Annotated in this window: 9 protein-coding genes; 3 read left to right on the top strand and 6 right to left on the bottom strand. The window is 74.3% G+C overall.

Annotated features, from left to right (window positions below):
- Positions 1-14: 14 nt before the first annotated feature.
- Positions 15-467, bottom strand: coding sequence for a gamma-glutamylcyclotransferase (locus F7P10_RS12420; protein WP_151009488.1), 453 nt, complete (start codon positions 465-467; stop codon positions 15-17).
- 100 nt (positions 468-567) lie between these two features.
- Between F7P10_RS12420 and F7P10_RS12415 the strand changes: the two genes are divergently transcribed.
- On the top strand, positions 568-1,953 hold the full coding sequence (locus tag F7P10_RS12415) for an NAD(P)H-quinone dehydrogenase (RefSeq protein WP_151009487.1): 1,386 nt from the start codon (positions 568-570) through the stop codon (positions 1,951-1,953).
- Positions 1,954-2,093: 140 nt separating this feature from the next.
- On the opposite strand, the gene F7P10_RS12410 is transcribed toward F7P10_RS12415, so the two are convergent.
- The 4 genes from F7P10_RS12410 to F7P10_RS12395 all read right to left on the bottom strand — a co-directional run bounded on the left by F7P10_RS12410 (position 2,094) and on the right by F7P10_RS12395 (position 6,290).
- Positions 2,094-2,417, bottom strand: a complete 324-nt coding sequence (locus F7P10_RS12410) for a DUF5313 family protein (RefSeq protein WP_151009486.1) — start codon at positions 2,415-2,417, stop codon at positions 2,094-2,096.
- Between the two features lie 14 nt (positions 2,418-2,431).
- Positions 2,432-3,844 carry a hypothetical protein gene (locus tag F7P10_RS12405; protein ID WP_151009485.1) on the bottom strand — a complete coding sequence of 471 codons (1,413 nt, stop codon included), beginning with the start codon at positions 3,842-3,844 and terminating at the stop codon, positions 2,432-2,434.
- 165 nt (positions 3,845-4,009) lie between these two features.
- Positions 4,010-5,776: a biotin carboxylase N-terminal domain-containing protein gene (locus tag F7P10_RS12400; RefSeq protein WP_151009484.1), complete on the bottom strand. Its 1,767-nt coding sequence runs from the start codon at positions 5,774-5,776 to the stop codon at positions 4,010-4,012.
- A 271-nt stretch (positions 5,777-6,047) separates the two neighbouring features.
- Complete coding sequence (locus F7P10_RS12395; protein WP_151009483.1) at positions 6,048-6,290, bottom strand: type B 50S ribosomal protein L31; 243 nt, start codon at positions 6,288-6,290, stop codon at positions 6,048-6,050.
- Between the two features lie 131 nt (positions 6,291-6,421).
- Between F7P10_RS12395 and F7P10_RS12390 the strand changes: the two genes are divergently transcribed.
- Together F7P10_RS12390 and F7P10_RS12385 are read left to right on the top strand one after the other, a co-directional pair.
- The gene (locus F7P10_RS12390; protein ID WP_151009482.1) at positions 6,422-6,967 is read left to right on the top strand and encodes a hypothetical protein; all 546 of its coding nucleotides are present in this window, start codon (positions 6,422-6,424) and stop codon (positions 6,965-6,967) included.
- A gap of 250 nt (positions 6,968-7,217) precedes the next feature.
- Complete coding sequence (locus F7P10_RS12385) at positions 7,218-7,490, top strand: WXG100 family type VII secretion target (protein ID WP_151009481.1); 273 nt, start codon at positions 7,218-7,220, stop codon at positions 7,488-7,490.
- An 85-nt stretch (positions 7,491-7,575) separates the two neighbouring features.
- Here the strand turns inward: F7P10_RS12385 and F7P10_RS12380 are convergent, their stop codons facing one another.
- Positions 7,576-12,096, bottom strand: a complete 4,521-nt coding sequence (locus F7P10_RS12380; protein ID WP_151009480.1) for an FtsK/SpoIIIE domain-containing protein — start codon at positions 12,094-12,096, stop codon at positions 7,576-7,578.
- Between the last annotated feature and the right edge of the window lie 119 nt (positions 12,097-12,215).

The raw sequence follows: 12,215 nt of genomic DNA, 5'->3' as shown, positions 1-12,215 counted from the left end.
CGCCCGGCGGCCGTTCAGTCGCCGATGGAGGCGCAGGGGCGGTTGCGCAGTCCCTTGACGTAGTCGTCCGGGGCGCCCGCGGCCTCGGCGGCGTCCGCGACGATGCCCAGGTAGCGGGCCGACGGCAGGCCGCCCTCGTAGTCGTCCAGGACGTACATCCAGCACAGGGCGTCGCCGTCCAGGGTCTGCACCCGGACGCGGAACTTGCGGTAGACGCCGAGGGCCGCGCCCTCCCAGGCGTCCAGCTCCTTCTCGTCCCAGCCGGGGACGTCGTAGATCACGACGAAGACCTGGTCGAGTTCGTCCTCGACGACGGTCGCGAGAGCGCCGTCCCAGCCCTTGTCCTGCCCCCCGAAGGTGAGCCGCCATCCGGTGAGCCAGCCGGTGCCGCGCATCGGCGAGTGCGGAGCCCGCGTCGCCATCTGCTCGGGGTCCATGTTGGAGGCGTACGCCGCGTACAGTGCCACGCCGCCCAAGGCTACGCCACGCGGCGCCGTGCGGCGCCTTGGCGGCACCGATGGACCGGGTTGGACTTGTCACTGCCGTGAGTAGGAAAGAATCGGAGATATGACCCGCATCGTCATCATCGGAGGAGGCCCGGGCGGTTACGAGGCCGCTCTCGTCGCGGCGCAGCTCGGCGCCGACGTGACCGTCGTGGAGCGCGACGGCCCCGGCGGCGCGTGCGTCCTGACCGACTGCGTGCCCTCGAAGACGCTCATCGCCACCTCGACCCGGATGGCGGTCATGTCGGAGTCGGCGGGCCTCGGCCTGCGCTTCAACGGCGGCCCGGACGGGATCGTCGGCGGCCTCGAAGCCGACATGGCCACCGTGAACAAGCGCGTCAGGGACCTCGCGCGGGCCCAGTCGTTCGACGTCGCCGAACGGCTCGCCTACGAGGAGGTGAAGATCGTCCGAGGCGAGGCGAGGCTGGTCGAGCCGCACGTCGTCGCGGTGGGCGACCGCCGGATCCGGGCCGACATCGTGCTGATCGCGACCGGCGCGACGCCGCGCGTGCTGCCCGGTGCCGAACCCGACGGCGAGCGCATCCTGAACTGGCGGCAGCTCTACGACCTCCCGGCGCTGCCCGAGGAGCTGATCGTCGTGGGCTCCGGGGTCACCGGCGCGGAGCTGGCGGGCGCGTACCTGTCGCTGGGGTCGCGGGTCACGCTGGTGTCGTCGCGGGACCGCATCCTGCCGACCGAGGACGCCGACGCCGCGTCCGTCCTGCAGGAGGTCTTCCTGCGGCGCGGGATGAACGTCATGTCGCGGTCGCGGGCGGCGAGCGTGGAGCGTTCCGGGAACGGCGTGATCGTCACGCTGGAGGACGGCACGAAGGTCGAGGGCTCGCACTGCCTGATGACCGTCGGGATGATCCCGAACACGCGGGGGATCGGGCTCGAGGACGTCGGCGTCGAGTGCGACGAGCGCGGGTTCGTCAAGGTCGACAAGGTGTCGCGGACGTCCGTCCCGCACATCTACGCGTCGGGGGACTGCACCGGCATCCTGATGCTGGCGTCGGTCGCCGGGATGCAGGGCCGGATCGCGATGTGGCACGCGCTCGGCGAGGCCGTCCAGCCGCTGAAGCTCGGATGGGTGTCGTCGAACATCTTCACCGACCCCGAGGTCGCGTCGGTGGGCGTCACCCAGCAGATGGTCGACTCCGGGGAGGTCAACGCCCGGACGGTCATGCTGCCGCTGTTCACGAACGCGCGCGCCAAGATGCAGGGGTTCGAGGACGGCTTCGTGAAGCTGTTCTGCCGCCCGTCCACCGGGATCGTCCTCGGCTGCGTCATCGTCGCGCCGCGCGCGAGCGAGCTGATCCTCGGTGTGTCGATCGCGGTGCAGCAGCACCTGACGGTCGACCAGGTCGCGCAGACGTTCGCGGTCTACCCGTCGCTGTCGGGCAGCATCACCGAGGCGGCCCGCCGCCTGATGACCGAGCACGCGTACTGACCCGAACGCGCGGACGGAACGGCACGCGGACGGAACGGCACGCGGACGGAACGGCACGCGCCCGGACGGCACGCGCCCGGACTGGACGCGGCCGGAGGGGACTGCACGCGGCCGGAGGGGACACGCCCGGATCCGGATGTTCAGCGCATGCGGGGTGGTTCGGCGAGGCCGTGGCGCCGCAGCCGGGTGCGGCGCAGCTCGTCCGCGGTGACCGCGACCGCGAGCAGGCTCGCGGCCAGCGCCATCAGCGGCACCGACACGTGCACCCACCAGGGGCCGGGCAGCAGCGCCAGCACCGCGCACACCGGGATCATCAGGCAGACGTGCCGCCACAGCAGGCGGCCGCGCCAGCCCGCGTCGGTGAGGTCGTGCCGCACCCACTCGCGGTTACCGGGCGGCAGCGGCAGCCCCAGCGTGTACCGGAGCTGCCCCCACGCTCCCGGATCGCCCGGAATGCGGACCATCGGCGGGCGGCCTCTCAGAAGCCCCCGAAGTCGCCGAACCCGCCGCCGCCGAAGTCGCCGCTGCCGAAGTCCCAGCCGCCGCCGACGTCGCCGCCCTCGCCGCCGAAGCCGCCGCCCATGTCGCCGCCGTAGCCGCCGAACCCGCCGGACATCATCGAGCCCAGCATCGTCCCGACCATCATGCCGGTGAGCAGGTCGAACCCGCCGTAGCCCGCGTAGTAGCCGCCCGCGTACGGCGCGTACGCCGGGCCCGCGTTCCAGTAGGGCCGCCGCCCGCCCTGGTACGGGACCATCCGGGAGTCGGGTTCGGCGCCGCTCAGCACCGCCTTCGCGTCGGCCGCGCACGCCGGGACGGAACGGGCCGTGCCGCCCGGCGGCGCCCACACGACGTCCTTGACCGACGGGCCGTGGTTCGGGTTGAAGAAGCAGGGGGCGCGCCGCTCCGGCACCTCGTCGCCCGCGAGGCGGGCGCGGGTCGCGACCATGAAGAACCGGCCGTCCTCCAGCGCCTGCGTGACGTTCTGCATGTCCTGCGGGCGGGCGGCGCGGTCGGTAGCCCGCTTCGCCTCGTCGTAGGAGTTCATCGCGCGCTCGTAGTCGGCGCGGATCGCCGGGTCGAGCTCGCGGTCCATGACGTCGAGGTCGAGCCGGGCGATGTCCTCGCCGAGCAGCGTCACGTCCTCCTCGACGCCCTCCTTGAGCTCCGTCATCTCGCGGGCCTGCCGCTCCTGCCGGCGCTTGCGCGCCACCAGGAACACCGAGCTCGCGGCCGCGACCAGCGCGATCAGCACGCCCAGCATCACGTACCCGAGGGTCGCGGCGGCCGCGGAGTTCTCGTCGACCTGCTTCTCGGCGCGGTCGCCGAAGTCGATGATCCGCTCCTTGAGCGGCTGCCCGTTGGTACGGGTGACGATCTGGTTGATCTTCTGCTCGTCCAGGTTCTGGGAGATTCCGGCCATCAGCCGGCCGTTCGCGGTGACGCCGACGTAGGTCTCGCCCTCGCCGACGCGGTTCGCGACGGACACCAGCATCTGGCCCATCTGCTGCTGGGTGATGCCGTTGTCGACGACCACGGCGCGCACGTCGGCGTCGCCGAGCCCGTTCAGCCGGGACTCGACCTGCTGCCGGTCGGCCGCGCTCAGCGCGTTCCCGGCGCCGGAGGTCACATACAGCCGGGAGTCGACCAGCCCGTTGGCGATCTGCCCGACGGTGTCGTCGGCCCGTGCGGGCGCCTGGGGGGCGGTGTTCGGGAGGGCCGCGGCGGGTGCCGCCGCGGCGTGCTGGACCGACGCGGCGGGGCGCGCGGTGTCGGGGATCGCGGCCGCGGCGGCCGCCGGGGAGGCCAGTCCGGCCGCGACGAAGCCCGCCACGAGCGCGGGAAGCGCCGCGCGACGGACCGTCCGGGCCGTCCGGTTGTCGGAGCTCATGTCTCTAGTCTGCCTCGTGGAAGACCCCGACAATCAGTCCGTCACCACCCATTTCAGAAAATCCGCACCCCCGGATCGCCCCGGACGACCGTGTCGACGGCCGCCGGAAGCGCGCCGCCCCCCGCCCGGGAGCGGGCGGGGGGCGGCGCGGCGGACCGGCGGGGGTCAGTCCTTGATGTCGCAGATGGACGCGCCCGCGGTGACCGTCTGGCCCACCTCGGCGGAGAGTCCGCTGATCGTCCCCGCCTTGTGCGCGGTGAGCGGCTGCTCCATCTTCATCGCCTCGAGCACGACGACGGTGTCGCCCGCCGCGACGGTCGCGCCGTCCTCGGCGACGAGCTTGACGATCGTGCCCTGCATGGGGCTGACCAGCGCGTCGCCCGACACCTGCGCGGCGGAGGTCTTCTTGCCGCCGCGCCGCTTGCCGGGCGCCTGCCCGGCCGCGGCGCCCGGCGCGGCCGACGCGCCGAGGCCCGCCGGGAGCACGACCTCGATGCGCTTGCCGCCGACCTCGACCGTCACCCGCTCCCGCTCGCCCGCGTCCTCCTCGTCGGCCGGGGCCGCCTGGAACGGCGGGATCTGGTTGTCGTACTCCGTCTCGATCCACCGGGTGTGGACGGCGAACGGCTCTGCGTCGTCCGCGGGGACGAACGCGGGGTCGTCCAGCACCGCCTGGTGGAACGGCAGGACGGTCGGCATCCCGTCGATCGTGAACTCGGCGAGGGCGCGGCGCGCGCGCTCCACGGCCTGGCGGCGGGACGCGCCGGTGACGATCAGCTTCGCGATCAGCGAGTCGAACGCCTGCGGGACCGTCTGCCCGGACACGTACCCGGAGTCGAGCCGGACGCCCGGCCCGGTCGGCGGGTCGAACGCGGTGAGGGTGCCGACGGCCGGCAGGAAGCCGCGCCCGGCGTCCTCGGCGTTCAGCCGGAACTCGATCGAGTGGCCGCGCAGCTCGGGGTCGCCGTAGCCGAGCTCCTCGCCGTCGGCGACGCGGAACATCTCGCGGACCAGGTCCACGCCCGCGACCTCCTCGGTCACCGGGTGCTCGACCTGCAGCCGCGTGTTGACCTCCAGGAACGAGATCGTCCCGTCCTGGCCCACGAGGAACTCGCAGGTGCCCGCGCCGACGTACCCGGCCTCCTTCAGGATGGCCTTGGACGAGCTGTACAGCAGCTCGAGCTGCTCGTCGGACAGGTACGGCGCCGGGGCCTCCTCGACGAGCTTCTGGTGGCGGCGCTGCAGCGAGCAGTCACGGGTCGACACCACGACCACGTTGCCGTGCTTGTCGGCGATGCACTGCGTCTCGACGTGCCGCGGCTTGTCGAGGTAGCGCTCGACGAAGCACTCGCCGCGGCCGAACGCGCCGACGGCCTCGCGGACGGCCGAGTCGTACAGCTCCTCGACCTCCTCCAGCTTCCGCGCGACCTTCAGCCCGCGCCCGCCACCGCCGAACGCCGCCTTGATCGCGATCGGCAGCCCGTGCTTCTTCGCGAACTCCACGACCTCGTCGGCGCCGGACACCGGGTCGGTGGTGCCCGCGACGAGCGGCGCCCCGACCTTCTGCGCGATGTGCCGCGCCTGCACCTTGTCGCCCAGCGCGGTGATCGCGGCGGGCGGCGGGCCGATCCAGGTCAGCCCGGCGTTCTGCACGGCCGCGGCGAAGTCCGCGTTCTCCGCCAGGAACCCGTAGCCGGGGTGGACGGCGTCCGCACCGGCCTCGGCGGCGATCTTCAGCAGCTTCTCGATGTCCAGGTAGCTCTCGGCCGCCGTCGAGCCGCCGAGCGCGTACGCCTCGTCCGCGACCCGCACGTGCAGCGCGTCCAGGTCCGGCTCGGCGTACACGGCGACGCTCGCCAACCCTGCGTCACCACAGGCACGGGCAATTCGGACCGCGATCTCGCCGCGGTTGGCGATCAGGACCTTGCGCACGTGGGTCTCCTCCCTCAACCTCGCAGGCGCAGTCTAGATAACCGCGCTTTGAGGTTTTCGTAAGCCCCTCCTTATAGGGGGAGACCCGCACGTTCGCAGGGGTCAGGGCGGGTTCCGTCCGTCCCGGACAGCGGGACGGACGGACGCGCGGAGGGCCCGCGTCCGTGCGGATGCGGGCCCTCGGACGTCCGGACGGCGCCGCGCGCGGGATCGGCGGGTCTCACGCGTGCGCGGTCCCGTCCGGCGCCGTCCCGAAGGTGTGGCGTAAGTCTCAGCGGTTGTATCGGCGGTTGAACTTCTCGACCGCTCCGGTCGTGTCGAACACGCGCCCCTGGCCGGTGTAGAACGGGTGGCTCGCCGACGAGACGTCCACGTCCACCACCGGGTACGTGCGGCCGTCCTCCCACTCGACGGTCTGGCCGGCGACGGCCGTGGACCTGGTCAGGAAGGCGAAGTCGGCCGCGCGGTCACGGAACACGACGGTGCGGTACTCCGGGTGGATGTTGCGCTTCATGCCCCTGCCAACAAGGCGAGAACGGTTTTCATTCCACATGTTCCGGGCGGCTTCCGCGCGAGCCCGGACGGGCCCCCGGGACGGCGTGTATCTTCGCCAGTGATCAGCCGAGGAGGGGGCGAGGAGGGGGCATGGTGCGCCTGTTCGCGAGGGCCGTTCTGGCGGTCGCGCTCGCGGCCGCCTGCCTGCTGCTGCCCTCGGCCGAGGTGCGCCGCGGCACCCCGCGGATGGACCACGAGACGACGGAGCAGCTCACCGCGGTCGCGAAGACGCTGGTGCAGCTGCGCTCGCAGGCGCTCGTGCAGACGCGGGACCGCGAGCGCACCGGGCTGCCCGCCGAGATCCTCGGCGTGCGGATCTCCCCGGGAGTCGCCGACGGGCACGCGCGGGCCGTCCGGGAGCTGGAGAGCCGCAACCGGGCGCCGGTCGAGGGCGGGCCCGCCTACACCGGCGCGAAGACGACCCTGAACGGGGCCAGGGCGGTCCGCGACGGCGACGTCGTGACGCTCGAGGCCGTCGAGCACACGGTCGTCCGGTACGACAGCGGCAAGGTGCGGCAGGACGTGCGGCGCCGGTTCGAGTTCAAGGACATCGACGGGCGGCTCACGCTGATCGGCGAGCGGGTCCTCGACCCCGGCGCGCACCCGGTGAACGACCCCGTCCGGGCGGCGCGGTGAATGCCCGGAAAGCGGCGGGGGCCGCGCTCTGAAAATCGCTTGACGCACGGTAATTGACCGGGTCACAAGCGTGCGGGGCGCCTTCCCCGGCGGGTCCGGAGTTCCCGCTCGCCTGGACGTTACGTCCACATCCGGTCAGCGTGCGGTGGCCGAAATGTCGCCGTATCTCCGGCCGATCGGCCGGTTGGCACTGGATTCCGATGATCCCTCGGGCGTAGGCTGGCGCCATTCTTTACGAAAGGCCACAGTGATGAGCGGTGACAAGCGCGGCGCCAACATCGGCGAACTCGAGGAACTGTCCCGGATCTTCGCCAAGCACGGCCGGAACCTCGACGCCCTGATCAGGGACCTCAACGGCCGCACGGTCAGCTCGAGCGCCGTCTGGTGGGGGCCGGGCGCCGACCGGTTCCGCGCCGCGTGGGCCGAGGCCAAGACCGCCTTCGACAAGATGGCCGTCGCCCTGGAGCAGGGCAGCCAGGACATCAAGCGCTCCCAGCAGAACATCGAGGCCGCGACCCGCTGACCCGCGGTACCGACGCCTCGTACCGAGCCGCGGGTCCCGGCCCATCCCCCCGAGGTCGGGGCCCGCTCCTCTTTCCCTCCTCCGGCTAGTCGCCCGTGACGGGCGGCGGCAGCGCCACCTGGATCTGCGTGGCCGTCCCGGTGGCGACGAACAGTCCCCGCCCGCTCGGGCCCGCGAGGGGCGCGTTGCGGGGGAGCCGCAGGCCGAACAGGTCGCCGTCGTCCGGGGACTCGATCGACAGCAGGACGCCCGAGCGGGAGCGCCGCACGTCCGCGAGGAACCCCCGGTAGCCGCGCCCCAGGTCCGTGGTCGTGCCGCCGATGACGACCGCGTGCTCGCCGTCCCGCGCCGTCCGCAGCACGCCGCACAGCGCGTCGTCGAGGTCGGTCTCGTCCAGCAACTCGGCGTCGTCCACGACGACCACGTACCGGTGCTCGTCGCCGATGGCCGCCTCCAGGTCGCCCGCGTCCGCGTCGGAGGCGAGGACGCCCAGCACGCCGGGGCGTCCCGACAGCAGCCGCAGCGGCGACCGGCGCGGCGTCACCAGCACGACCGGCACCAGCCCGCCGCCGACCGCCGGATCCAGCAGCGAGTGGACGATCGTGCGCAGCGCCGTCGACCGCCCGGACCGGGGCGGGCCCGCGACCGCGAAACCGGGCCCCTCGTTCAGCAGGTCGATCCCGACGGGCGCGAGGGTGTCGCCGCCGACACCGGCCAGCGCCCACAGCGCGGACGGCGCCAGGAAGTCGGCGTCGAGCGCCATCGCCTCCCGGTAGGTGACCCGCACCGGCAGCTCGTCCACGTGCAGCGGACGGCGGCGGCGCGGCAGCCGCCCGTACCGGGCGACGCAGCCCCGCGCGATCTCCTGCAGGGCCGCGACCTGCGCCGTCCCGGACGGGTCGTCGCCGAGCAGCCCGATCTGCGACTCGCGCGGCGGGGCGCCGGGCGCGACGGCCTCCAGGGCGCGGCCCGGCGGCATCGCGGCCGGGACGTGCCGGTCCTGCAGGCCCGCGAAGCCGTAGTCGTTCGGGTCGGCCATCCGCAGGATCAGCCGCCGGTCGAACACGGTGGAGACCTGCCCGGACAGGCCCGAGCGGTCGCCGGTGAACACCGCGCGCAGCCCGACGGCGGCGCCCTCGCGCAGCAGCCGCAGGACCTGGTCGACGAGCCGGCCGTAGTCGTAGTGCTCGAACGCGCCGAGGAAGCCCTCCCAGCGGTCCAGGACCAGCACCATCCACGGCAGCCGGTCGGTGGCGGCGACGGCGGCGCGCTGCTCGGGCAGCGACGCGAACCCGGCCTCGGCGAACAGCTGCTGCCGCCGCGCGACCTCGGCCGACAGCGCGGTGATCAGCCGCTCGCAGCGGTCGAGCTGGTCGCGGGTGACGACGGCGCCGCAGTGCGGCAGCGCGACCAGCGGCAGCAGCGCGTTGGAGCCGCAGTCGATCGCGTACAGGTGCGCGTCGAACGGCGAGCACGCCCCCGCCAGCGACCCCGCGAGCGTGCGCAGCGCCGTCGACCGTCCCGACTGGGCCGAGCCCGCCAGGTACAGGTGGCCGCCGGACGCCAGGTCGAGCGCCAGCTCCTCGCGGGACTGCACGGCGGGCAGGTCGGTGATGCCGAACGGCACCGGCGGGACGTCCACGACCGACCCGCCCGCCGCCGTCCGGGGCGTCAGCCGCACCTGCTCGGGCAGCGGGTTCAGCCACGGCGACGGCTGCCGCGCGATGCCCGCGCGCCGGGCGGCCTCGTCCACCGCCTGCACGAGGACGCCCAGGTCGGTGACGGCGGCCGCGTCGTCGGCGGCGTCGCGCGGCGCGGGCAGCGGGCGGCCGAGCCCCTGCCAGGGCAGCGGCAGGACGGTCGTGCCGCGCGCCGCGGAGCCCGGCCGCCGCCCGCCGATCCGCGCCGACTGCACGGCGTGCGGCGCGGCCACGCCCGACCGGACGTAGCAGCGGCCCGGCAGCGACTTCGGGATCCGCACGGCGTCGGCCGAGTCGAGCACGTCCGTGGAGTCGTCGGCGCCGGTGACGCGCAGCGCGATCCGCAGGTTCGTGTTCGCGCGCATGTCGGCCGTCACGACCCCGGCCGGGCGCTGCGTCGCGAGGATCAGGTGGACGCCGAGGGAGCGGCCCCGGCGGCCGATGTCGACCAGCCCGGTGACGAAGTCGGGCAGCTCCTCCACCATCGCGGCGAACTCGTCGATGACCAGGACGAGCCGGGGCATCGGCGCCGAGGCGGGGGTGCGGCCGTCGGTGAAGTCGTCGATGTCCTTGGCCCCGGCGGCGAGCAGGATCTCCTCCCGCCGCCGCAGCTCGGCGGCCAGCGACTCCAGCGCCCGCTCCGTCGCGTGCCCGTCCAGGTCGGTGACCAGCCCGACCGTGTGCGGCAGCTTCGCGCACTCGCTGAACGCCGAACCGCCCTTGTAGTCGATGAGGACGAACGTCATCTCGTCCGGCCGGTTGCCCAGCGCGAGCGACGCGATGAGCGTCTGCAGCAGCTCGGACTTCCCGGCGCCGGTCGTCCCCGCGATCAGCCCGTGCGGGCCGTCCGCGCGCAGGTCGATCTCGTACGGTTCGCGCCCGGCCCGTCCCGGCCGCGCCCCGCCGGAGCCGACGCCGATCGGGACCCGCGTCGTCCGCCCGCCCGTGCGCGTCCACGACCGCAGGACGTCCTCGGCGGTGGGGTCGGGCAGCTGCAGGAGGTCGAGCAGCCGCACGTTCGCGGGGAGGGACTCCTCGGCGTCCTCCCTGGACACGTCCCGGACGGGCGCCAGCGCGCGCGCCACCCGGTCGGTCCAGGCGGGGGAGACCTGGTCGGCGAGCACGGGCCCGATGGCGTCGAGGTCCTGCCCCTGGAGGTGGACGACGGCCGGGTACTGGGGGTCCCAGGACGCGACGGCGCTGCACTCCTCGGGCAGGAGCCGTTCCTCGTCGTCGATGCAGATCGCGTACAGGCCGTACTCCGCTCCCCGCGACAGGAGCATGGGCATGCCCGGGACGCGCCTCAGCGCGCGCGCCCCGTCCAGGACGACCAGGATGTTGTACGGCACCGAATCAGCGGGCTTCACCTGCCCGCCCAGGAACTGGGACTCGGCCTGGCTCGCGCGCCTGCGTTCGGTCACGCGCATGGCCAGCTCGGTGATGCGGTGCGCGATGGACGCCTGGTCGGTGCCGACGAGCGCCGCGCAGTCCTCGTCCTCGCGCGGCGCGCAGTGCGGCAGCCAGCGCACCCAGTTCCACTCGCCGGCGGCGTCCGGCTCGGCCGACAGCACCACGATCGCCAGGTCGCGCGGGCTGTGCAGCGCGGCGGCCTGCCCCACCAGCCAGCGGGCCAGCGCCCGCGACGCCGGACGCGGCCCCGTCACGCCCAGCACGCCGACGTCCGCCAGCGGCAGCGCCACCGGCACCTGCCGCGCCATCGGGACGGGCACGCCCGGCGCGTCCTCGCGGGGCCCGCCGTCGACGAGCTCGACGCGCGCGGGCAGGTCGGCGAGGCCGACCCGCAGGTGCAGGACGTCCGGGTCGTCGCGGCGCCGCTCCCACAGCCGCCGCCGGGGCCCCGTCGCGGTGAGCAGCACCTCCGCCGGATCCGGGTGCAGCGCCCGCCGCTCGTCCTCGTCGTCCCGCCGCAGCCGGTCCAGCTCGCCGTCGAACCGTCCCGCCTTGTCGTGGTACTCGCGCAGCGCCTTCTTGTACGACTTGCGGCCGTGCATCCGGTCGCCGACCCACTCGCCGACCGTCATCAGCGGCCACGCCAGCGCGAACAGCGCCCACCACCACTGCTTCAGCGCGAACGCCATGACCAGCCCGAACACCGAGAACAGCAGCGCGCCGACCAGCCGCAGCCGCTCCCGCGGGTTGCGCTCGGGCCGCCGCGGCACCTCCAGCCGCCGGGCGCGCCGCGCCGGGGCCAGCCGGGGCGGCCGGTTGAACGCCGCCCCGCCCTCCGGCAGCGGCTCCAGGTGCGTGTCCGGGGCCGCGCCCGGCGCCAGCGTCAGCACGCTCGCGCCGATCGACAGCATCGCCCCGTGCGCCCACGCCGCCGGGCCGCCCAGCGGCTCCCCGGCCAGCTCCGCGCCGATCCCGGACGCCTCCACCCGCACGCCGTCCGGCGCGACCGTCACCCGCAGCGCCCGGGGCGGCGCCGCCGGATCGGCCAGCCGCACGTCCACGTCGTCCCCGGACCCCAGCGTGCTCGTGCCCAGCCCGAGCCGGTGCACCGTCCCCGCCGCCGGGCCGCCCACCACCCGTACCTCGACCAGCCCGGACGGCTCGGCGACCACGGTCGCGGCGGCCCCGCCCTCCTCGACCGCCACCACGGCGCCGTCCCGCAGCTCCTTCACCGCGCGGGCCTGCGGGTCGAGCATCCGCCCGTCCATCCACAGCGCCCGCCGCTCCGCCGGCGGGGCGGGCGCCGTCCCGCCGGTGCGCAGCAGCGCGTCCTTGGAGAAGCGCGGGGTCGGGACGGTCACCGACGCCTGCTGCGCCCGCCCGTCCAGCGCCGCCGCCAGCGACCGCGCGACCCCGTCCACGGTGGCCTCCGCGTCGACGCTGACCACGACGTCCCGAGGCCCGCCGCCGGTCAGCGCCGTGAACGAGATCCGCATCGAAGCCCCTTCATCGTGCACCGCTCTCCGTCCGGGACAGCTTAATTAACGAGCCCTTCCCGGCCGGGCCGGACGACACGTTTCCGCAGGGTACGGCGCCCTTTTCGGACACCTTTCCC

This window comes from Actinomadura sp. WMMB 499, assembly GCF_008824145.1.
Taxonomy (GTDB): domain Bacteria; phylum Actinomycetota; class Actinomycetes; order Streptosporangiales; family Streptosporangiaceae; genus Spirillospora.
This window is presented reverse-complemented; position numbering and strand designations above follow the sequence as displayed.

Bases quoted from the DNA above. Each gene is read 5' to 3' on its own strand.
- F7P10_RS12415 (WP_151009487.1), top strand. From the start codon at position 568: ATGACCCGCATCGTCATCATCGGAGGAGGCCCGGGCGGTTACGAGGCC.
- F7P10_RS12395 (WP_151009483.1), bottom strand. From the start codon at position 6,290: ATGAAGCGCAACATCCACCCGGAGTACCGCACCGTCGTGTTCCGTGAC.
- F7P10_RS12390 (WP_151009482.1), top strand. From the start codon at position 6,422: ATGGTGCGCCTGTTCGCGAGGGCCGTTCTGGCGGTCGCGCTCGCGGCC.
- F7P10_RS12380 (WP_151009480.1), bottom strand. From the start codon at position 12,096: ATGCGGATCTCGTTCACGGCGCTGACCGGCGGCGGGCCTCGGGACGTC.
- F7P10_RS12405 (WP_151009485.1), bottom strand. From the start codon at position 3,844: ATGAGCTCCGACAACCGGACGGCCCGGACGGTCCGTCGCGCGGCGCTT.
- F7P10_RS12410 (WP_151009486.1), bottom strand. From the start codon at position 2,417: ATGGTCCGCATTCCGGGCGATCCGGGAGCGTGGGGGCAGCTCCGGTAC.
- F7P10_RS12385 (WP_151009481.1), top strand. From the start codon at position 7,218: ATGAGCGGTGACAAGCGCGGCGCCAACATCGGCGAACTCGAGGAACTG.